Here is a 21,740-nt window from a genome sequence, read left to right on the forward strand (position 1 = left end):
CGAGATGGAACAACAGACTAAAACAGAAATCGAAGCGGCGGTATTTCGCCGTCTAGTGGAGCATTTAGACAACCACAAAGAGGTTCAGAACATCGACCTGATGAACCTAGCCTCTTTCTGCCGAAACTGTCTCTCGAAGTGGTATGTTGCAGCGGCTGAAGAGCGCGGCGAGAGCGTTGATTATGAGCAAGCGCGAGAGCTTGTCTACGGCGAACCTTATGCTGATTGGAAAGTGAAGTACCAAAAAGAGGCCAGCGCAGACCAGTTGAGCAAGTTCAACGAAGTCACCGGCGCTAAGTAATCTTTTTACATTCTGGTGCTCAACCGAGCACCATCTTCTTTTTTAAACTTCCGCACCACGAATCCAGATCTCTACTCGGCGATTCTGTGCACGCCCCTCTTCTGTCTCATTAGAAGCCAGCGGATAGCGTTCACCAAAACCGCGAGTCGCGATACGAAGAGCATCCACACCTACCTGTCTTAAATAGTTCGACACAGCAGCCGCACGCCTTTCAGATAGCATCTGGTTGTATTCAAATGACCCAGTCGAGTCGGTGTAACCATCCACATTAATGCTGGTCTTTTCAAACTTCGCCAACACTTTAGCGACTGAATCCAAAACCGGATAAAAGGCGTTATCAAAACGCTCACTGTTCACAGCAAAGGTGATATTACTCGGCATGACCAGGCGAATCTCATCACCCACTCGTTCGACGCGGACACCCGTTCCTTCAAGCTCTTGACGAAGCAGCATCTCTTGCTGATCCATGTAGTAACCGACACCTGAACCAACAGCACCACCTAGGGCTGCACCAATCAGTGCACCTTCGGCACGATTACCTTTAGATACAATGGCACCCAGTACAGCACCCGCTGCTGCGCCAATACCGGCACCGCTAGTCGCATTGGCTGTTTTAGTTTGCTGTGTATAGGGATCAATGGTTTGACACCCAACCAGAGCACAACATACCGCTATCGAGAGTATTGAACCTTTCATCAAATTCCTCTTACATCTCTTAAATTCATCCTTTTCTATGCTCAGTGTAGCCTCAAAAGTCGAACCGAGCATGTGGGTTAACATTTTTTTACATTTGCCGCCTCAGCGTCTAGCCAGAACCTGACCTGCAAGTTACAATTTCCTGATATTTTTTGTGTCATTTATGGGGAGCAAGGCAGTGTCTCATTTACCGGTCATCGTTGGTTTTGGTGGCATCAGCCCCGCCGGTCGCTCCTCATTCAACCAAGGCTACAAACGCCTCATCTTTGACACCTTGTCTGATAAAGATCAGCAGGATGTGTTACAGGATCTCGCCGTTCTCACCAACAGTCATGCAGATGAGCGACAGGCACTGCTTGATGCCACCCTGATCCGTAAAATTCCAACTTCATTCTTTGACGCAAATCGTGTCCTGATGAACAAGGCATCAAAGATCCATCCGGCAGGTGAATCCATTAAATTCACTCTGCGCAAACGTGATCTTCCGACCAACATCCCCGACAACTGGACATTGGCAGATACAGAGGCAGGCCAGGTCGAAGTCACCCTAACCGGTGCGCTCGACCTAATCTTCAACGATACACGCGTACTGCCTGTTCAGAGCGCCGGTATGTTGCCTGAAGGGTTTGAACCGGGTTCTCTATACCAATCACGCAACCATCCGCGCGCACTGCAAATGGCGATCTATGCAGCCTCTGATGCACTGGCCTCCACAGGTCTGGATATCGATAAACTGCTCGATACTCTGGCTCCTGATCAAATTGCGGTATTTGCCTCTAACTCAATTGGCCAACTCGACGACTTAGGCTTTGGCGGTCTCAATAAATACCCTGCGATTGGTAAGCGCACAACCTCTAAGCAGATGCCGTTGGGTTATGCGCAAATGCCGGCTGATTTCGTTAACGCCTACATGCTTGGCAACCTTGGCACGACCGGCGGCGCGCTCGGTGCCTGTGCGACTTTCCTGTACAACCTGCGTAATGCCGTTGAAGCGATTCGCACCAATAAGGCTGAGTTTGTTCTGGTTGGCGGGTCTGACGCCCCGGTCACTCCAGAGGTTATTGAAGGGTTCCGCGCCATGGGCGCATTGGCTGAAGACAAACAGCTTCAGGCACTGGATAAGCTCGCTTCACTTGCTGATGTAGACCACCGTTCAGCCTGCCGTCCATTTGGGGACAACTGCGGTTTCACCATTGGTGAATCGAGTCAATTTATTGTTCTGATGAGTGATCGCCTAGCGATCGAGACCGGCGCTCAGATCTATGCTTCGGTGCCTGATGTCTATGTTCATGCCGACGGTTATAAAAAATCGATCTCAGCACCCGGTGTCGGTAACTACTTAACCCTGGGCAAAGCGGCCTCTTTGGTTGAGAAGCTACTCGGTTCTGAAGCGCTACAGCAGCACTCAATGATTCAAGCGCATGGCACCAGCACACCACAGAACCGAGTGACTGAATCACATGTATTAAACGAGGTCGGCAAAGCGTTCAACATCAATGATTGGACGGTCACTGCGGTTAAGACTTACCTCGGACACTCTCAGGGCACTGCGGGTGGTGACCAACTGGTTTCAACACTGGGTGTTTGGGAACAGGGAGTCATCCCCGGCATAGTTACTACTCAGGCAGTAGCTAGCGACGTTCATCAGAGCCATCTTGAGCTACCTCTTCAGCATAAAGAGGTGGGTAATCAATTCATTTCTAACGCGTTGATCAACTCTAAAGGCTTTGGTGGCAACAACGCGACTGCGGTACTCATCTCGCCGACTGAGACGATTAACCTGCTTCAAAAACGTTATGGCGCTGCAGAGATGCTTGAGTGGCAGAAACGCTCAGAAGCGACAGTCGCTCAGGCTCAAGAGTATAACCAAGCCGCACTCAAAGGCACGACTCGACCGACCTACCGTTATGACTATGCGGTGCTTGCTGGTGAAGATTTAGAGATCACTCATTCTGGAATTAAAGTTCCAGGTCGCTCTTTGCCAGTCAGCTTCGACGTTTCAAACGCCTACGAAGATCTAACCTAAAGCCCCAAAAGAGCAGTCACATTGTGATGAGTTTGCTGAGCAATAGATTCAGTAGACTCACCACGTAACTCGGCGACGGCATCAGCCACTTCTGCAACCCGATACGGGTGATTTGGCTTACCCTGATGACCGCTTAACGGCATATCGGGCGCATCCGTCTCAAGCGCCAAGCTTGTCACTGGCAGTGAACAGACGACCCTTCTGAGTCGATTAGCTCGATCATAGGTCACTGCCCCACCAACACCAATCAAAAATCCCAAGGCAACAAGATTATCCGCTTGCTGCTGGCTACCCGAGAATGCATGGGCAACGCCACCTCTACGTAAACGGTGGCGTTTTAAGCGCTGCGTAATCAGATCGACGGAGCGGCGAACATGAAGCACAACCGGCAATTCAAATGCAGCCGCTAACTCTAACTGAGCATCAAAGAGTTTCTGCTGCCTATCTAATTGTGGATCTTCAATAAAAAGGTCTAATCCACACTCACCAATCGCAACAACGTCATCTCTCTGCTTAAGGAGCGTCTCTAGGGTCAAAAGATCTTGATCAATATCGTGCTGTTTTAGAAAACAGGGGTGCAAGCCAAGCGCCAGATGACGCCGAATTAGATGGTTAAGCTGACAGGTATGGATCACTCTAGGCCAATCGCTAGCCGTGACTCCGGGTACCAGAATATCCGTTACACCCTTTGCCTGTGCTTGATCGAGATGAGAGCTGATTCCCACTGCAAACTCGGGAAAGTCGAGATGGCAATGGGAATCAAAAAGCATGTTAGTGCTCGCGAGTAGCGCGGAACTGAATATCCGGCCAACGCTCTTCGGTGAGGTTTAAGTTCACTCGTGTCGGTGCCAAGTAGGTCATTAGACCTGCACCATCTTCGGCCAGGTTGTCATACCCTTTTTTGCGGAAGTCATTGAGCATCTTATCGTCAGCACACTCAACCCAACGAGCCGTCGCAACACTGATCGCCTCATAGACACAGTCCACTTTATACTCATCTTTAAGGCGATACATGACCACGTCAAACTGAAGCTGACCTACCGCGCCGAGAATCAGATCGTTGTTGCGAAGTGGCATAAACAACTGCACCGCACCCTCTTCTGATAGCTGCTGCAACCCTTTCTGAAGCTGCTTCATCTTCAGTGGATCAGTAGGACGCACACGCTTAAATAGTTCAGGAGCAAAGTGTGGAATGCCGGTAAATTTAAGCTCTTCACCTTCTGTAAAGGTGTCGCCGATTTGAATGGTACCGTGGTTATGCAATCCGATGATGTCACCAGACCAAGCCTCTTCCACCGCCTCGCGATCACCCGCAACAAAGGTAACCGCGTCTGCGATACGAACATCTTTGCCGATGCGCGTATGTTTCATCTTCAAACCTTTGGTGTATTTGCCTGAACAGATACGCATAAAAGCAATGCGGTCACGGTGCTTTGGATCCATATTTGCTTGGATCTTAAAGACAAAGCCTGTGAATTTATCTTCATCCGCCTGAACCTCACGTGTCTCTGTTGCACGATGAGAAGGGGCAGGAGCCCAATCAACAAAATCATGCATCATCTCTCGAACACCAAAGTTACCTAATGCCGTACCAAAGAATACCGGAGTCATGGTACCCGCTAGGTAGGACTCCTTGTCCCACTGGTGGGTAGCCCCTTGTACCAGTTCGATCTCGTCACAGAACTCTTCATAATCGGCACCCAACAGCTCACGAGCTTCGTCGCTATCCAAGCCTTGAATGATATTCTGTTCAGCAAGCAGATGCCCCTGCCCCTTGGTGAACAGGTGAATTTGATCCGTGTAAAGATTGTAGACCCCTTTAAAACGCTGACCGGCACCGATAGGCCAGTTAATCGGTGCGGCTTCAATTTTTAGTACCGATTCAATCTCATCCAAGAGCTCAATAGGGTCACGTATCTCACGGTCTAACTTATTCACAAATGAGAAAATAGGAGTATCGCGAAGACGACAGACATCCATCAGTTTAATGGTACGGTCCTCGACACCCTTTGCGCCGTCAACCACCATCAAAGCAGAATCCACCGCGGTCAATGTGCGATAGGTATCTTCCGAGAAGTCCTCGTGCCCCGGTGTATCCAGTAGGTTAACGATACGGTCACGGAATGGGAATTGCATCACAGACGAGGTGATCGAGATGCCACGCTCCTGCTCCATCGACATCCAGTCAGAGGTCGCGTGACGATCACTGCCTCGGCCTTTTACGGTACCAGCAACCTGAATCAACTGACCTAATAGCAATAGCTTTTCGGTCATAGTGGTTTTACCCGCATCAGGGTGGGAGATGATTGCAAAAGTGCGGCGGTTAGCCACTTGATCGTGAACTGCGTTTGACATGAATCGTTCTTCTAGAAAATTGAAAAGAGCCGTCGCTCAGAATTGGCGCGTATTTTCGCTGATTCTAAGCGATTAGACAAACGACTCGACCGTTTTAGAGCAGATTGACTAGGAACCTAGCTCTTCCGCTTTGGTTTCTACCGTCGGTTGAGGCACTTTACTGCCATCTTCACCGTAGATTTCACGAATCAGTCTTTGCAGGTCGACGCGCCATGGACGTTGACGAATACCGAAGGTATTCAAAATCTTCTTACAGGTCAGCACGGATGAAGTTGGGCGTTCGGCCCCCTCCTCTTCTGCGCCAGCCACCGGGCGAATTTTACGAACCGCCAGCTCCTCATATTGGCCAGCAGCAGCGATGATCGCCTCAGTAAATCGGTAGCGCGTTGTGATCTCTGCACCGGAGTAGTGGTAGGTACCCCAGTGATCAGCACCCTCTTCCAACTGTTGGATAATCGCCAAAATTACTCGAGCCACATCATGCGCAGCGGTTGGGCATCCACGTCGATCATCCACCGCTTCAATGGTTTTATACTCACGCGCTTTATCGAGCATTTTGGTCAGATAGTTGACTCCGGACTCACTGAATACCCAGCTGATTCTAAGAATAATGTGTTTAGGTTGATAAGCTCTAACATGCTCTTCACCGCGCAGTTTTGACTCACCAAAGGCTCCTAAGGGAGCCGGCTCATCCAGTTCAGTATAGCCACTCGCATAGTGACCATCGAACACGTAATCAGACGAGATATGGATAATTGGAATACTAAGGTCACTGCAGGCTTTAGCCAGATTAAGAGGCCCATCCGCATTAATTGCAAAGGCTTTGCCTGGGTGGGCATCGGCCGCATCAACCTGATTGAAACCGGCACCATTAAGAACGTAATGTGGAAGTACATCCGCCAATTTGGCTTCAATGGCAGCCGGATCAGTCACATCAAAACTGCGATGGTTGACGGGGATTATTTCGATATTTTCTAGCTTTTCAGCGACACGACAAAACGCTCGGCCAATCTGCCCTTCCGAACCGGTTACTAAAATTCTAATTTTATCGCCGTACAACTCTGAATCACTCCAACAACCATTAATATGAGTTTAAAAAGGGGAAACCGGCAGTGCAACCAGTAATTGCTGCTTCAGTCACACCCTTGCAGGTTGTGACTGCTGTGCGATCATTTCGATCAGAACTTGAGAGGTTAGATAACGCGCTTTGTCATTACTGCGTAAGCTGATAACCGAATCTAGAACATCGCACGCAGCGATTGAGATCTGTTTTTCCAGCAACACTTGAGCAACCTTAGCAAACTGATCACTCGACAGCCGGGTAAAGTCATAGACTTTACTGAGTAGAAGCAGATCGCCCGACTTCAATTTATCCAAAATCTTTAAGAGCTGAATGGGTTCAGAGGTCTCTTCAAAGGCCACTGAATCAAGCTCGATACCGGCCACTCGAGCACTGTCAGCCAATCGAGCCTGAAGCTGGGCTTTACCTTCATCGTCATGTATTGAGGCGTATCCAAACAGTGACATAGATCCTTATGCTTTGATGCGTGTAAGACTTTCTTCAAGCCAGTCTACAGAATCCTTATGCACTTCTTCAACAGTTCTCTCTGTCGTTTCGATAGGTTTACTTATAAGAACATCAACCGTACCAGGGTGCTTAATAAAACCCTTTCCTGGCCAGAAACGACCCGCATTATGAGCGATGGCGACTAGAGGAACTTCACTGCTCACAGCCAACATAGCTCCACCTTTATTCCAACGACCTAATTCACCCACCGGAAGTCGGGTACCCTGAGGAAAAATAAGGATGGGCACACCCGCAGACAATTTTGCCTTACCTTGGTCCAGCAGTTGTTTTAGTGCGCCTCGACGTTTACTGCGATCAAGAGCGATCGGTTCTAGCAGAGCAAGCGCCCAACCAAAAAATGGGATTTTCAGTAACTCCTGCTTAAGGACCACCACCTGTGGCTGGATCAACAGCTGAAAATAGATCGTCTCCCACTCACTCTGGTGATTAGATATCGCAACATAAGCACCCGATGCAGGGAGGTTTTCTCGCCCCTGAACATTGACCTTAACGCCACAACAGACTCGTAGCCAAACAATGTAGAAGTTATTGATCGCGGTTACAAAATAGAATCTTGGTTTAAACGGCAGTGCACGAGCAACCACCAGACAGAGTGATGCCCAGACGATCGTCACTGGATAGAAGCCTGCGTAATAGCAGAGCGCACGAACAAACCCAATCAGCTTAGTCACTGCATCAACCCCCTGTCACAGGCGGGAAGAAGGCGACTTCATCACCCTCTTTAATGGGAGCACTTCTATCAGACATCTCATGGTTCACCGCAACCAAAACCGTCGACCCATTAATGGTTGAAGACCACTCTTCCCCGTGCATTGTCGAAAGATGATCAATCAAAGAGTCGACTGAACTGATACCTTCAGGAAGGCCGATACTCTCTTCAGAGCGACCGATGCGATCTTTTAAACTGGCGAAATAGACAATTTTTAACATGTAGCTTCCAAAATAGTGCTGTTATTCAGCAATCCAGTGGCCCGATTTACCACCCTTTTTCTCTTGCAGAGAGACTTGATCGATCACCATACCTTTATCGACCGCCTTACACATATCATAAAGTGTCAAACCGGCCACAGAGACAGCGGTCAGCGCTTCCATCTCAACACCCGTCTGGCCACTCAATTTGCAGATCGCGCTGATCTCAACACAGCTCTCTGCTTCATTCGGCGTCAGCTCAACTTTCACACTCGACAGCATCAGAGGGTGGCACATTGGAATGAGGTCGGAAGTACGTTTAGCCGCCATGATCCCAGCAATACGTGCTGTCGCCAGTACATCACCCTTTTTATGACCGCCATTGACGATCATTGAGAGAGTCTCTGGCAACATGGTCACACGACCATAGGCTCTTGCTTCACGGAAGCTAACCTCTTTTTCAGAGACATCGACCATTCGAGCCTGACCCTTCTCATCGATATGAGTAAACTCTGACATCAGTGGCTCTCCGTTTGCGCATTGTTGTAGTTTAAAACCGGTTTAGCGTACATCGCTTTCAAAATATCTTTAGCAGCGCCATCAACCTGACTCAGCCTTGACTCAAGTAACGCCAGCCCCTCATCAGTTGCTTCACCTGCAGCGGCTAGATTGGTGGCATGCAAGCGGTAATTTTGGTGTATCTGACGGTCAATTTCTGCCGCCAGCTCTTCTGCCGATTCAAATCCACCTCGAATAGGCTCACCAAAGCCTACATGAACGCGGCCTTTGTCACCGACAATCCCTTTGACGATACTCTGAATATCTTCGAACTCACTCTTCTCATAAGTGCCGCCCTCAGCTTTGGCAGCCAACTCATTGGCTTTAGCCGAGTCACAAGGGTCTAGTTCGTAAGCGATAGAAACTGGAACAATATTGAGTCGCTCCACCATCTCAGAGAAGCTACGTTGCTTACGCTGAGACATATAGAACATTTTCAGTAGCGCTGGATCTGTGCGATCGTCACCATCTTTCGCACGCCCTTCACGCTGAGCGATCCAGACGGAGTGCCCCGTGGTGACACTGTGATCAATATAGCTAGAGAGTTGAGTTAAGGCCGTCATCATCTCACGTCCTTTAGCTGAACGGTTGACGATAAACGACTTGTTCAAACGCATCAGATCTGACACGTAAGGCTTACGCAGCAGGTTATCACCGATCGCAATTCGGACTGTGTCCATCCCTGCATGGTAGAGCATCCAATTCACGAACGCTGGATCCATAGCAATGTCGCGATGATTAGAGACAAACAGATAAGCATCCTCTTTATCGAGCTTATCCAATCCACTGCAACTTAACTTGGTCGTGGATCGTTTGATCATCTTGTTCATGTAGCTTTCAACAAGCTGTTGAAAATCACGAACGGTATCAACATCACCCATGCGTGCCGCTAGATACTGCTTGACGATGGGCCTTAAAAACCATCCCGCCCAACCTGAGGCTTTAGGAAACTGATACTTTGTAATGGCATCCACAAACTCATTATTGTGGAGGAGATCAAACAGAACCTGACCCACTTCATCATCGCGGTAGGGGCGAATCTCTTTATAGGGGTCGTCGTTGTTAACAGCAGTGTGACTCATAGATATCCAGTGTTATAGCAATAGGCGCTTATTTTAGAGCTTTAAGCGCTAATTAGCACCTGCCATCTACCTAAACAAAAACGGGGAGGGTTCATAGAACCATCCCCGTTTAAAAAATGAGTCGAATTAAGGACTATTTGGTCACTAATTCAGGACCCATGATGCTGTAGGGTAGCCAGGTCGAGATCGCTGGCACATAGGTCACAAGAATCAAGAAGACAAAGAGTACCGCGACAAACGGTGCGGCCGCCTTCACGACACGCGACAAGCTCATACCTGTAATCCCCGAGGTTACAAACAGGTTCAAACCGATCGGTGGTGTGATCATACCGATTTCCATGTTAACTACCATGATAATACCTAGGTGAATTGGGTCGATGCCCAACTCCATGGCAATCGGGAATACAACCGGTGCCACAATAACCAATAGACCTGATGGCTCCATGAACTGGCCACCGATCAACAACAGAATGTTGACTGCAATCAGGAATGACCACCAAGTAAAGCCCACATCGAGCATCCACTCAGTCACGTGCTGAGGAATACGCTCAGCCGATAGAGTGTGAGCGAACAACAGTGCATTGGCGATGATAAACATCAGCATCACTGTGGTTTTGGTACCCTCAAGCATGGTCTTACGGCTCTCTTCACCGAACAGTGATGGGAAGAAGGCTGTAATCAGAGTCACAAAGTTACGTTTCCAGATCGCTAAGCCTGCAACAAAGCAGTGAGCAAAACTCTCATGCATGGCGTGACTGCGCTTAACGGTGTAGAAGATGGTCAAGGCGATACTGACCACAGCACCCCAGATTGCACGCTCGCCAGCGGTTACCGTGCTATCTGGATCCGACGTCGCAAAGAACGACAGGATCATCCAGACTAAGAAGAGTGACACACCATAAACCGAACCACTGAAGCCGACTTTCGCGTGTGGCGCATCCGACTCAAGTACCCATGGCGTGTTTTTCAAAGGCCCCATATCGCGATAGATAAAGAGCGCAACAATAATTGAGTAGACCGCCGCAACAACCGCAGCCTCTGTTGGAGTGAATGCGCCTCCGTAGATACCGCCCATGATGATGACGATCAGGAACAGTCCCCAGAATGCATCCTTACCACCACGAACGATGGTACCGAAACCTTTCCACTCCTCTGCAGGCAGGTTTTTAATACGTGCAACCACGTAGATAGCCAGCATCAGCATACCGCCGGCAATTAGACCTGGAATAACACCAGCCAAGAACATACGACCTACCGACACATCCGTCGATGCCGCGTAAACGACCATAACGATAGAGGGCGGAATCAAGATACCCAAAGTACCCGCGTTTGCGATAACACCCGAAGCGAACTCTTTTGAGTAACCCACTTGGCGCATACCGGCGATAGCAATCGTACCGATCGCGACAACAGTCGCTGGCGATGAACCAGAGAGTGCAGCAAACATCATACAGGCCAATACTGACGCCATCGCAAGACCACCACGGAAGTGCCCCACTGACGCAATCGCAAAGTTAATCAAGCGTTTCGCAACACCACCGGTCGACATGAACGACGACGCGATAATGAAAAACGGGATCGCTAAAAGAGTGTAGTGTGTACCCACACCAAACAGCGAAATCGCTACAGACGACAATGAGTCTGTAGAGAAGAAAGTAATAAATAGAATTGAGGATAGGCCTAGCGCCACACCCACAGGAAGACCGATAAAGAGCAGACCCAATACCAGTGCAAATAGAATTAATGCTTCCATCAGTTCAGGCCCTTAATCTTTCAGTGCATCTTTGTGCTCATCAACAAGGTCTTCCGCCTCGTGACCAGCAATGAGGTGATGACGTGCACCGGTCCAAATACCGACAAACGCCTGCAGTGAGCGATAAGCCAACAGAGCCAAACTGATTGGCAGAATAACCAACACCAACCAACGTTGAACACGCTCTTTAACGCCGAACCACTCCATAATGAAGTCAGGCCAACGCATCTCTTCGACACCGATGTTGATCTTGTACATTTTAGCCCAGTACTCAATGGCACCACCGCGGACATCGACGCCCAAGGCTGCCAACCAAGCACTATCAAGAAGAATCAAGGCGTACATCAGCGTTGCAAAAGCTGCAAACAGCGACAACCACTTACCGACCCTGCTAGGTACCGCATTAAGAACGATATCGACACCCAAGTGGGTACCATTCTTAATACCGAAGCTCATCCCCATCAAAATCAGCCATGAGAACATCACCATGCTGAATTCAAGTGCCGCTGACCAACCGGTTCCGAAGGCGTAGCGAGCAATAACCTGACCAAAGGATACGGCCATGATCGAGAAGATGATTAGAACAAGGAAATTCTCTTCCAGTTTTTCCATAAATCTTGGGAAACGTTTCTCTAAGCCCCAGATCACTAGAATAAGAATTAAGAGGTAAAGATGCGGCCACTCCACGTCAGTACTCCAATATGTTGAGCTACATAAGCTCGGGAAAAGGAAAGGACGGGCTCTAAACGAGCCCGTCGATCATCAACCTAAGTTGATTAAGAGTTTGCAGCAGCTTCGATTAGATCAGCACCGATCTTATCTTCAAACTGTTTCCAAACAGGTTTCATAGCGTCAACCCACTCTTTACGCGCAGCATCGTCAAGTGTGTTGATTTTGCCGCCACCCTTAAGGATGTTTTCACGGTTGCCCTGCTCTTTCGCTTTAACTGCTAGGTTAGCTTCGTTAGTCACGTCTTTAGCGATCGCAATGAACTGCTCACGAGCGTCTTTAGGCATAGAGTCTAGGAACTCTTGAGACGTCATGAATAGGTATGCAAGAAGCTGGTGGCTAGTCTCAGTCGTTGAATCTTGCACTTCGAAGAACTTCTTAGTGTAGATGTTTGACCAAGTGTTTTCCTGACCGTCTACAACGCCAGTCTGTAGTGCACCGTAAACCTCTTTAAATGCCATTGGCTGTGGTGAACCGCCCATTGCTGCGATCATCGCTTTAGCAACGTCAGAGTTCTGTACGCGGAACTTTAGACCTTCAGCATCAGATGGTTTTAGTAGTGGTTTGTTGGCAGAGAAGTACTTCATACCAGACATCCAGTAACCTAGGCCTACAAAACCAACATCTTCCATTGCAAGAAGAAGGTCCTGACCAGCATCAGAGTTAGTGAAGTGCATTGCAGCGTCCATATCTTTGAAGATGAATGGAAGGTCGAATACGCCAAACTTAGAAGTGTAAGAACCGAACTTAGATAGTGAAGGCGCTAGGATCTGTACGTCACCTAGTAGAAGCGCTTCAAGCTCTTTAGAGTCACCGAACAGTGTAGAGTTTGGGTAAACTTCGATACACATAGTGCCGTTCATTTCAGCGTTTACACGCTCAGCAAGTTTGTTAGCCGCAACCACTTTAGGGTGAGTTGTACCACCAGTAACGTGTGAAAGTTTTGCAACGATCTCGCCAGCGTCACAGTTAGCCTGTGCAGTAGCAGCCGATACAGATAGAGCCAAGGCAGAAAGGCCAAGAGTTAGTTTTTTCATTATTTACACTCCAGTTTGTATTAGGTCACAACGACCTTGTAAAAAGCACTTTTACAAAGCAGAAAACGTGCCAACAACCTAGATATATATTTATTTTCAACAAGTTAGTGAAAATAAATACAGGACATAAGACTTAAAGGAGGCATTAATGGCGGATGCTCGCCGAAGCTAATCAGCAAGAAGTGGCGGAAAACCGCCACTTAGCAATGCGATGGCTTACTACTGATTGTCGATGTACTTAGCCGCGTCAAATGTACGAATCCAATCGGGATGAAACACCATGACAGCGGTCATAAGAATGCCGTTAATGAGCCCCTCTGGGAACATAATCAACGGCAAGAAGGAGATGTACTCGTGATAAATCGTTTGCCAACTGTGGATACCTGACAAGCCAAGCACAAGCGACAGGGTCAACCCCGAGCTAGCGACTGCAAACCCACCACCAATAAAGGCGGCTAAAAAGAGATAGGCAAAGAAGTTAGGCGGGTATCGTCTCTCAATATATTTAAGAAGCGTGATGGTCAGTGTCGCTGGCACCACAACAATCGCAATTAAATTTATGGCCAGCATATCAAAGCGCTCCACTCCAACTAGAGTGATGCCGAGCATCGCAATCGCGCCAGCCAAGATGGCAAGATCCCAGCCAAACATCAGTGTCAACGCGGTCATACCCAAAAAGTGAACACTCAACCCTTCCGATAGGCCCGCTCTAAAGGTCCAAGTCAACATCAGCAAGACCATAGCGCCGAACAACAGATGCTGAAGTCGAGGCTCAGCCCAAAGCGCTTGAAAAGGCACACGTTTAAAGGCACTCCAGATAGAGGTAACCGCTAAAAGTGCCGCTACCAGATGCCAAATAAGATTGATGTCTAAGATAGGATTTTCCATCTGTTTAATTTACACCGGTCGTGACATTAGGATCGCATCCTCCCTACCCTCTTGACCGATCAGCGGGTAGTAATGTTTACGCAGACCGTCCGTGACAAAACCCACCGATTGATAGAGACGAATCGCCGCCTCATTAGAAGCACGCACTTCCAACATGACACGGCTGATTCCATCCCCAGTGAACTGTTCAAGCTGATCAGTCAGCATCTTCGCCGCCCAACCTTCTCCACGCCGATCAGGCACTACGCCAATGCGGAGCAGTTCCGCTTCATCAAATAACCTTTGGTAGAGCGCAAAGCCGATCGGTTCGTTAGCGTCAAACAGTGTGTAGCAGGGAAAACGATCATCTTGAGATAGATACGTCTGCCATTGAGATTTTGACCAGTAATCAGGAAAGCACTGTTGATCCAGAGCAAACAGTTGATCAATCGTCATCACAGCAGGCATTTCAGAAGATAAACACTAAACCAGTGGCTGAAGATCAGACCAGATCTGCTGTTTAGCGCCAGGCATATTGAGCGCCTGCGAGAGTGATTGGGTCGTTAGATAGTTCAGTCCCGATTGTTGCAGTGGCAGCAGTTGCCCATGAGTCTCATCCACACCTTCACCAACCACCCAATTCGCAAGCCCCTCGCCAAACAGAATAACGGTCTCTAGACCAGACTCTTTCTGCATAAAGCTCAACTGTCGCTGCACATGTTTTCTCGCTTCATGCGGCCCCTGATCCAGGGTTTTACCGGCAAGCATAGGCCACTCAAGCGTAATCGGCAGTGTGATTGATTGTGGTGACTCTCCAAGAGCTTGAACAATGCCCGCCAAAAGACGCTTATGCTTATTGGAGAAGCCTTCGCGAGCACGAATGGGAAGATTATCGATTAGTAGGAGTCGGCCCGCTCGAGCCATAACAATTTTATAACGCGGCGCAGGTTCAAAGCTTCGTTTGACCGAAGTAGTGGGCGATGTTTGAGGCTCTTTAGAACTCTCATCAGCCGTCAACTCAGCAACGGCAGCACGTCTGATGTTAGAAGAACCTACCTCTGCCTCATCGGGAGCGGAGACCTCTAAGGCTTCACCAATCTGAGTAATCGCACGACGCTCAGCATGAGGCTCGACAGGCTTGTGTGCTTGTGGAGCCAACGCCTGCATCACCTCTTCATCGTCACCAAGGAGATCCGCAGGATGAGCAAAGCGATAGACCCAATCAGGCGAAGGCTTTGCTGCTGGCAAGATTTGACGAGGCATCCACTGCTGGATACCAAGCTGATCTAAATAGGCGGCTTGGATTCGAGCCTGCTGAACTGACATGATTAAACCTGTGGGTGCGCTTTTTCCGCGTTAGTATCCAGAAGATTGAGCGCATGGATATAGGCCTTAGCCGATGCAATGATGACATCGGTATCGGCACCTAAACCATTTACGATGCGACCACCCTTCTCAAGACGCACGGTGACTTCACCTTGCGAATCGGTTCCTTCAGTCACGGCATTCACCGAATAGATCAACAGTGTAGAGCCAGAGTTCACCTGTGACTCAATCGCTTTAAAGATAGCATCGACTGGACCACTACCCTCAGCACAGCACGAGTGCTCTTGCCCATCAATACTCACAACTAGATCGGCTTGAGGTGTCTCACCCGTTTGCGATGTCACAGATAGGTTGACCAACTGAAAACGTTCGCTTGACGCTTCGGCACGGCTATTGCTGACCAGCGCCATAAGATCCTCATCAAAGATCTCATGTTTCTTATCGGCTAACACTTTGAAGGCTTGGAAAGCGCTGTTTAGATCAGCATCACTCTTGAACGTAGTACCCAGCTCCTCAAGACGTGATTTAAATGCAGCACGGCCTGAATGCTTACCCAATACCATTTTATTGGTCGTCCAACCGACACTCTCTGCGGTCATGATCTCATAGGTTTCACGGTGCTTCAGTACACCATCTTGGTGAATGCCCGATTCATGAGCAAAGGCGTTAGCGCCGACAATCGCCTTGTTAGGCTGAACAGGGAAACCTGTCACGCTAGACACCAGTTTAGAGGCACCGACAATGTGCTGAGTATCAATATTGGTCTCAAGACCCATAACGTCTTGGCGAGTTTTCAGTGCCATAACGATCTCTTCTAGGGCTGCGTTACCAGCACGCTCACCCAAACCGTTGATCGTACACTCCACCTGACGTGCACCCGCTCCCACGGCTGCCAGTGAGTTGGCGACCGCTAGGCCTAGATCGTTATGACAGTGGACAGAGAAGATCGCTTTATCCGAGTTTGGAATACGCTGAATGAGCTCCCCGATCACCTCAGCAAACTGATGAGGCACGGCGTAACCGACCGTATCAGGGATATTGATAGTACGAGCGCCAGCATCGATCACTTTTTCGATAATACGGCACATAAAATCCAACTCAGAGCGGCTAGCATCTTCTAACGAGAACTCGACATCATCGATCAGATTACGCGCTCGCTTAACGGCATGCACAGCCTGCTCGACAACACGATCAGGCTCCATCTGAAGCTTGTACTTCATATGAATCGGCGAAGTCGCGATAAAGGTATGAATACGACCTTGCGCAGCATTCTTCAGCGCTTCACCCGCACGATCAATATCCGCATCCAAAGCACGAGAGAGTGAACAGACTCGGCTATCTTTGATGTTGTCGGCAATATTTTTCACCGCCTCGAAATCACCAGGACTCGCAATGGCGAAACCCGCTTCAATCACATCAACTTTCATACGTTCAAGCTGACGAGCGATTCGCAGTTTCTCTTCACCGGTCATAGACGCACCGGGACTCTGTTCACCATCGCGCAGCGTGGTATCAAAAATAATAACGCGATCGTTGCTCATAAGGGTCTCCACGAATTTAGGCCGTAGAAATAATTTCTCTAACGGCTCGCTATAAAGAGTAATTGGCCTATGATAGCTTGATGATCGACCAGTAGAAAGGGAAGAGTAGTGAGTGAACCAATGAATGATTTCGATTTTGATCACTTAATTGATCGCCAAGGGACCTGGAGTGACAAGTGGTCTAAATACGCCGGTACAGACATACTTCCAATGTGGGTTGCTGATACCGATTTTCGCTCTCCACAAGCTGTGATTGATGCTTTAAAAACGCGTGTCGATCATGGCGTTTTTGGCTACACCCGCACACCAGAAACACTCAATCAGCTGTTTTCTGAACGCATGCAGCGCCTATACAACTGGACGGTCTCTGCTGAAGATCTAGTCTGGTTACCCGGTCTCGTCTGCGGGCTAAATTTAGCGACCCGCGCTTTAAGCACGGCTGAGCAATCCGTCATCACCGCCCAACCTATCTACCCACCCTTTATGTCCGCTCCCGCTCTCTCTTCGAGGGCGTTGATCACCATTCCCATGAAGGGTCGTGTCATTGATTTTGATGCACTAGAAGAGGCCATTACAGCAGAAACCAGACTGCTACTTTTCTGCAACCCACACAATCCTGGGGGTGGCGTCTACCGCCATGAAGAGCTCGAGAGGCTCGCACAGATCATTATCGATCAGGATCTATTGATCTGCAGCGATGAGATTCATTGCGATCTCATTTTACAACCTGAACTACAGCACACACCGATCGCGAGTTTGAGTGAAGAGATCGCCTCACGCACTGTGACGCTGATGGCGCCCAGTAAAACCTGGAACATTGCAGGGCTGGCCTGCTCTGTTGCGATCATTCAAAACCCCGAATTAAGAGCGCGATTTAAAAAGGTACGCAAGGGCATAGTGCCCGACGTCAATCTACTGGGCTACACCGCGGCAGAAGCCGCCTACTCACAGGGAGACGAATGGAATCGCAAGCAGTGCGAATATCTTAAGGGAAATAGAGACTACCTGATCTCTGAAATAGGCAAGATTCCCGGCTTAAGCATGCTACCTAACGAGGCCACCTACCTTGCCTGGATCGATGCCAATCAGCTTGGCGTCGACAGCCCACAACAACTGTTTGAATCTCAGGGTGTGGGACTATCTGATGGGGAGGATTTTGGTGCACCTGGATTTGTTAGACTTAACTTCGGGTGTCCAAGATCGCGTATTGAGGAAGCGGTTCGTAGGATGAAGCTGGCCGTCGATTCGCTCTAACAGCGCTCAAACCCGAAAGGGACAACCTCTTTGATACTGCTCGCGCCAACTTTGATCATCAGCAACCGATCAAAACCAAGTGCCACGCCGGCACAAGCTGGAATGCCGGATTCTAGGGCCGAGACTAAACGAGTCTCCAGCGGTCGTCGTGGAAGCCCTGAGGATTCACGCTGCTGATCGTCAGCTTCCAGCCGTTCAGCCTGCTCAGCGGGATCTCGCAGCTCCTGATAACCATTCGCCAACTCCATACCGCCCGCATACAGCTCGAAGCGGGCAGCCACTTTGACACCCTGATCATCCTCAACAACCTCAGCCAACGCAGCTTGAGAGGCGGGAAAATCAAATACTAGCACCGGTTCAATGAGTTTCGGCTCAATCAGATGCGACATGACCAGCTCGAGCCAAGTATCTTTGCGATCATCCGTAAAAGGGCACTCAAAATGGGGCTCAAGCAGAGCTTTTAACTGGTCAATGGTCGCTTGATGAGGATCCACGCCCACAAAGCGTTTAAACAGTTCACGATAACTGAGACGTTCCCAATGCTGCGGCCCCAGCACCGCAGTAACCAGAGCCTGAACTTCATCCATCAGCTGCTGCGCACTGAAACGAGGGCGATACCACTCAAGCATGGTGAATTCAGGATTGTGAAGCCGCCCTACCTCGCCATTCCTAAATGCTTTAGCCAACTGATAGATGGGGCCTGAGTCAGCTGCCAATAGGCGCTTCATGGCGTACTCTGGCGAACTCTGCAGGTAGTAACGCTGCTCTTCAGCCCCGGGGTAACTTGAGTAGGAGACTTCAAGTGAATCGATAAAAGGATCACTGACTGCCGCTTGTGACAGACATTGAGTATCCACCTCCATGACACCGCGTTCAGCAAAAAAAGCGCGCACATCAGCCAGCATCTTTGCTCGCTCACGAAGTGTTAAGATCTCTGCTGTAGGTTGCCAGTGATTTCGATTCATACAGACTCCAAAATTAGAACCAAAAACGGCAGCCGAAGCTGCCGTTTCTATTACGAACCCGTGTTAGGCACGGCTTACGTATTCACCGGTACGAGTGTCGATCTTAAGAACTTCACCCTGGTTGATAAATAGTGGCACACGAACCACTGCACCCGTGCTGAGAGTCGCAGGCTTAGAACCGCCCTGAGCCGTATCGCCTTTAAGGCCTGGATCAGTTTCAGTCACTTCAAGCTCAACAAAGTTAGGAGGTGTCACAGCAATAGGGTTGTCGTTAAATAGAGTGATCATCACTTTGTCACCCTCTTTCAACCACTGCGAACAGTCGGCAACGGCTTTCTCATCCGCAGCGTACTGTTCAAATGTGCTTGGCTCCATGAAGTGCCACATCTCACCATCACTGTAGAGGTACTCCATGTCACGATCCATCACATCGGCTGTTTCAGCTGATTCGTTCGATTTGAAAGTACGCTCCCAAATACGACCCGTCATAAGGTTACGAAGACGAACTCGAGTGAACGCCTGACCTTTTCCCGGTTTAACAAATTCAACTTCAACCATGTTACATGGATCGCCGTCGATCATCACTTTCATGCCAGTCTTAAACTGACCACTTGAAACGTTTCCCATCTCTTTTTCCAAATCATTGATTGAATGTTTGACGAGCATTCTACTTCAAAGGAGAATCGGCTCCAACAGATCGTTTACATTCTTGGAAATTTTGGTCACTTCAATGATGCAGCTGTTGGACATTACGCCAAACTCTTGGCAAGACTCACTGAAAAGTGCCATCACCGATCCTAAAGCCTTACTGGAGAGACTGTCCCTACCCAACGAGCTACTCGAACAGGCTCAAGCGGCTAGCCAGCTCTTCCCATTGCGAGTCCCTCTTGAGTTCCTAAGCCGCATGGAGCTAGGCAATCCAGACGATCCTTTGCTAAAACAGGTCCTTCCGATCAGAGACGAGTTCATTCAAACTCCAGGTTTCACAGAAGATCCGTTAAACGAGAGTGATGCACGCCCGACTCCAGGCGTTGTGCACAAATATAAAGATCGAGCACTGTTGATCTTAAGCGGAGCTTGCGCCATTAACTGTCGTTACTGTTTTCGCAGACACTTCCCTTACTCTGATAACCAGCTTAGTGGGGAGCATTGGCAAAGGGCTCTCGCCTATCTAAAAGAGCATACAGAGTTAAGAGAGGTGATCTTCTCAGGCGGTGATCCGCTGGTCACCTCTGATCACCGTTTTTCAAAGATGGTAGCGGATCTTGAAGCCATACCTCATCTCGAACGACTCAGAGTCCACACTCGCCTACCCGTAGTGATTCCATCCAGAGTAACTGATCAACTCAATGACACCTTGCATAAATCAAGGTTCGATTGTGTCGTGGTCCTTCACATCAACCACGCCAATGAGATTGATCAGAGTCTGAACAACGCCGTCACCAAGCTAAAACAGAGTGGTGCAACCATTCTCAATCAAGCGGTGTTGTTAAAAGGGGTTAATGACAGCGCTGATGAGCAGGTCAGACTCTCACGTGCTCTGTTTAGCGCAGGCATCCTCCCCTACTACCTCTTTCTTTTTGATCCTGTCGCAGGGGCCAGTCACTTTGATATCCCGATTGAACGGGGTAAAGAGATCTTTACGCAAATGCAGAGAGAGCTACCAGGGTATCTTGTTCCTAGACTCGCGAAAGAAATTTCAGGCAAAACATCAAAAACCTTGTTAATATCCAGTTAAGGTTTTTGGAGAAAACAACGTGATTGCAAAAAGAATAACAATGCAAAACGCTTTAAAACTGTCCCTGCCAGCACTGGTATTGTCAGGCTGTATCAGCTTGCCAGACACAACAGCTAAGCTGACAACTCAACCGCCCATCACACCCGCTCCACCACAAAAAACCCTGGTTATTCACCAACTTCAGACGGAAGTCATCACCCCAAAAAATGTTGCTGCAGTCATCGATTTCAGTAATCAGACGGATCGCGACCTGGACTACGTGATGTTTAAGACGATCGCTTTCGACGCAGAGGGTAAGGTTATTCCTGCGATGAAGAGCGGCGATGATCATGCCTACTTGAGAATTGCAGGGCCTTTGTCGCCCGAGCATAGAACCGGCGATCAACAGTGGGATAAGGTGTGGGCTGACAGCTCGGTTAGCTGTTTTAGAATTGAGAGTGCCGAACTGATCTTTTCAGACTCAAGCGTAGAGGACTACTCTACGGATCAGATAGAGCTCCAACTACCCACCTTGCAGCCTGCCATCTGTCAGCACGACCAAGGGTCGCTGGCAAGTAACTGATTATCAGTTTCGCGAGGTTATTTACTCCGTGAGGGCATGACTGGAAAAGCGGTGACGGTGCCCTCGGCATCCGTAATACGAGCTTTTCCTCGCTTCTCAACCTCATCAATCTGAATAATGGCCTGCATCGGAACGAAAGAGCGTTTTACACCTGCGAACTCCTGCTGTAGACGATCTTCGGCAGGATCAATCAGCATCTCAGTGTGACTACCAAACACGAAACCCTCTAGCGCAACAAACCCCCACATATCAGCACTGTAAACCTGTTCAACGTAAAGCTCGTAGACTTTATCTTTGTTGATGTAAGTGACGCGATAGAGGCGTTTGGCATCGGCCATTGAGAATCTCCAATCAATCTAAACTTGAGTTGCCTAATCAGGTTAGTGGGGGCGCTCTAAACAATTGCAAGTTCGTTAGCGCCAAAGAGTGCGCTGAGGTATACTTCATCGCCCC

General features: G+C 49.0%; 24 protein-coding genes. 5 read left to right on the top strand and 19 right to left on the bottom strand.

Going from position 1 to position 21,740, the window contains the following annotated elements; translation table 11 throughout:
- Nucleotides 1-4: 4 nt before the first annotated feature.
- On the top strand, nucleotides 5-301 hold the full coding sequence (locus XMA152_RS09315; RefSeq protein WP_173483424.1) for a DUF1244 domain-containing protein: 297 nt from the start codon (nucleotides 5-7) through the stop codon (nucleotides 299-301).
- Between the two features lie 42 nt (nucleotides 302-343).
- Here the strand turns inward: XMA152_RS09315 and XMA152_RS09320 are convergent, their stop codons facing one another.
- Nucleotides 344-997: an OmpA family protein gene (locus tag XMA152_RS09320; protein ID WP_173483425.1), complete on the bottom strand. Its 654-nt coding sequence runs from the start codon at nucleotides 995-997 to the stop codon at nucleotides 344-346.
- Between the two features lie 178 nt (nucleotides 998-1,175).
- On the opposite strand from XMA152_RS09320, the gene XMA152_RS09325 reads away from it, so the two are divergent.
- On the top strand, nucleotides 1,176-3,023 hold the full coding sequence (locus tag XMA152_RS09325) for a beta-ketoacyl synthase (protein ID WP_173483426.1): 1,848 nt from the start codon (nucleotides 1,176-1,178) through the stop codon (nucleotides 3,021-3,023).
- Here the strand turns inward: XMA152_RS09325 and XMA152_RS09330 are convergent.
- The 15 genes from XMA152_RS09330 to XMA152_RS09400 all read right to left on the bottom strand — a co-directional run bounded on the left by XMA152_RS09330 (nucleotide 3,020) and on the right by XMA152_RS09400 (nucleotide 16,768).
- Complete coding sequence (locus tag XMA152_RS09330; RefSeq protein ID WP_173483427.1) at nucleotides 3,020-3,793, bottom strand: TatD family hydrolase; 774 nt, start codon at nucleotides 3,791-3,793, stop codon at nucleotides 3,020-3,022. The genes XMA152_RS09325 and XMA152_RS09330 overlap by 4 nt on opposite strands.
- Before the next feature lies 1 nt (nucleotide 3,794).
- Nucleotides 3,795-5,378, bottom strand: a complete 1,584-nt coding sequence (locus XMA152_RS09335; protein ID WP_173483428.1) for a peptide chain release factor 3 — start codon at nucleotides 5,376-5,378, stop codon at nucleotides 3,795-3,797.
- Between the two features lie 108 nt (nucleotides 5,379-5,486).
- A complete protein-coding gene (rfbD, locus tag XMA152_RS09340; protein ID WP_173483429.1) occupies nucleotides 5,487-6,437 on the bottom strand; it encodes a dTDP-4-dehydrorhamnose reductase in 951 nt (316 codons plus the stop codon).
- A 78-nt stretch (nucleotides 6,438-6,515) separates the two neighbouring features.
- Nucleotides 6,516-6,905 carry a hypothetical protein gene (locus XMA152_RS09345; protein ID WP_173483430.1) on the bottom strand — a complete coding sequence of 130 codons (390 nt, stop codon included), beginning with the start codon at nucleotides 6,903-6,905 and terminating at the stop codon, nucleotides 6,516-6,518.
- 6 nt (nucleotides 6,906-6,911) lie between these two features.
- Nucleotides 6,912-7,637 (bottom strand): lysophospholipid acyltransferase family protein, encoded by a 726-nt coding sequence (locus XMA152_RS09350; RefSeq protein WP_173483431.1) that lies wholly within the window; start codon nucleotides 7,635-7,637, stop codon nucleotides 6,912-6,914.
- Between the two features lie 4 nt (nucleotides 7,638-7,641).
- Nucleotides 7,642-7,896 (bottom strand): molybdopterin converting factor subunit 1, encoded by a 255-nt coding sequence (moaD, locus tag XMA152_RS09355; protein WP_173483432.1) that lies wholly within the window; start codon nucleotides 7,894-7,896, stop codon nucleotides 7,642-7,644.
- A 21-nt stretch (nucleotides 7,897-7,917) separates the two neighbouring features.
- The gene (gene moaC, locus XMA152_RS09360; RefSeq protein WP_173482231.1) at nucleotides 7,918-8,394 is read right to left on the bottom strand and encodes a cyclic pyranopterin monophosphate synthase MoaC; all 477 of its coding nucleotides are present in this window, start codon (nucleotides 8,392-8,394) and stop codon (nucleotides 7,918-7,920) included.
- Complete coding sequence (locus XMA152_RS09365) at nucleotides 8,394-9,515, bottom strand: 1-acyl-sn-glycerol-3-phosphate acyltransferase (RefSeq protein ID WP_173483433.1); 1,122 nt, start codon at nucleotides 9,513-9,515, stop codon at nucleotides 8,394-8,396. The genes moaC and XMA152_RS09365 overlap by 1 nt, the downstream gene beginning before the upstream one ends.
- Before the next feature lie 133 nt (nucleotides 9,516-9,648).
- Nucleotides 9,649-11,268, bottom strand: a complete 1,620-nt coding sequence (locus XMA152_RS09370) for a TRAP transporter large permease (RefSeq protein ID WP_173483434.1) — start codon at nucleotides 11,266-11,268, stop codon at nucleotides 9,649-9,651.
- A gap of 12 nt (nucleotides 11,269-11,280) precedes the next feature.
- Nucleotides 11,281-11,955, bottom strand: a complete 675-nt coding sequence (locus XMA152_RS09375) for a TRAP transporter small permease (protein WP_371731479.1) — start codon at nucleotides 11,953-11,955, stop codon at nucleotides 11,281-11,283.
- A gap of 89 nt (nucleotides 11,956-12,044) precedes the next feature.
- Complete coding sequence (locus tag XMA152_RS09380; protein ID WP_217364027.1) at nucleotides 12,045-13,034, bottom strand: DctP family TRAP transporter solute-binding subunit; 990 nt, start codon at nucleotides 13,032-13,034, stop codon at nucleotides 12,045-12,047.
- 219 nt (nucleotides 13,035-13,253) lie between these two features.
- Nucleotides 13,254-13,922, bottom strand: coding sequence for an energy-coupling factor ABC transporter permease (locus tag XMA152_RS09385; RefSeq protein WP_173482228.1), 669 nt, complete (start codon nucleotides 13,920-13,922; stop codon nucleotides 13,254-13,256).
- A 9-nt stretch (nucleotides 13,923-13,931) separates the two neighbouring features.
- Complete coding sequence (rimI, locus tag XMA152_RS09390; RefSeq protein ID WP_173482227.1) at nucleotides 13,932-14,357, bottom strand: ribosomal protein S18-alanine N-acetyltransferase; 426 nt, start codon at nucleotides 14,355-14,357, stop codon at nucleotides 13,932-13,934.
- A gap of 27 nt (nucleotides 14,358-14,384) precedes the next feature.
- Entirely contained in the window at nucleotides 14,385-15,227 is an 843-nt protein-coding gene (locus XMA152_RS09395; protein WP_173482226.1) for a hypothetical protein, read from the bottom strand.
- 2 nt (nucleotides 15,228-15,229) lie between these two features.
- Entirely contained in the window at nucleotides 15,230-16,768 is a 1,539-nt protein-coding gene (locus XMA152_RS09400) for a 2-isopropylmalate synthase (protein ID WP_173482225.1), read from the bottom strand.
- A gap of 108 nt (nucleotides 16,769-16,876) precedes the next feature.
- Here XMA152_RS09400 and XMA152_RS09405 point away from each other — a divergent pair, with 108 nt between their 5' ends.
- On the top strand, nucleotides 16,877-18,022 hold the full coding sequence (locus XMA152_RS09405) for a MalY/PatB family protein (protein ID WP_371731480.1): 1,146 nt from the start codon (nucleotides 16,877-16,879) through the stop codon (nucleotides 18,020-18,022).
- On the opposite strand, the gene epmA is transcribed toward XMA152_RS09405, so the two are convergent.
- On the bottom strand, nucleotides 18,019-18,987 hold the full coding sequence (gene epmA, locus XMA152_RS09410) for an EF-P lysine aminoacylase EpmA (RefSeq protein WP_173482224.1): 969 nt from the start codon (nucleotides 18,985-18,987) through the stop codon (nucleotides 18,019-18,021). The genes XMA152_RS09405 and epmA overlap by 4 nt on opposite strands.
- A 63-nt stretch (nucleotides 18,988-19,050) precedes the next feature.
- Nucleotides 19,051-19,614, bottom strand: coding sequence for an elongation factor P (gene efp, locus XMA152_RS09415; protein WP_173482223.1), 564 nt, complete (start codon nucleotides 19,612-19,614; stop codon nucleotides 19,051-19,053).
- 103 nt (nucleotides 19,615-19,717) lie between these two features.
- On the opposite strand from efp, the gene epmB reads away from it, so the two are divergent.
- Both epmB and XMA152_RS09425 read left to right on the top strand, forming a co-directional pair.
- The gene (epmB, locus tag XMA152_RS09420) at nucleotides 19,718-20,725 is read left to right on the top strand and encodes an EF-P beta-lysylation protein EpmB (RefSeq protein WP_254442939.1); all 1,008 of its coding nucleotides are present in this window, start codon (nucleotides 19,718-19,720) and stop codon (nucleotides 20,723-20,725) included.
- 40 nt (nucleotides 20,726-20,765) lie between these two features.
- The gene (locus XMA152_RS09425) at nucleotides 20,766-21,287 is read left to right on the top strand and encodes a hypothetical protein (protein ID WP_173483435.1); all 522 of its coding nucleotides are present in this window, start codon (nucleotides 20,766-20,768) and stop codon (nucleotides 21,285-21,287) included.
- A 17-nt stretch (nucleotides 21,288-21,304) separates the two neighbouring features.
- On the opposite strand, the gene XMA152_RS09430 is transcribed toward XMA152_RS09425, so the two are convergent.
- The gene (locus XMA152_RS09430) at nucleotides 21,305-21,625 is read right to left on the bottom strand and encodes a DUF1820 family protein (RefSeq protein WP_173482221.1); all 321 of its coding nucleotides are present in this window, start codon (nucleotides 21,623-21,625) and stop codon (nucleotides 21,305-21,307) included.
- Nucleotides 21,626-21,740: the final 115 nt, after the last annotated feature.

Source organism: Marinobacterium sp. xm-a-152, assembly GCF_013282965.1.
Taxonomy (GTDB): Bacteria; Pseudomonadota; Gammaproteobacteria; order Pseudomonadales; family Balneatricaceae; genus Marinobacterium_E.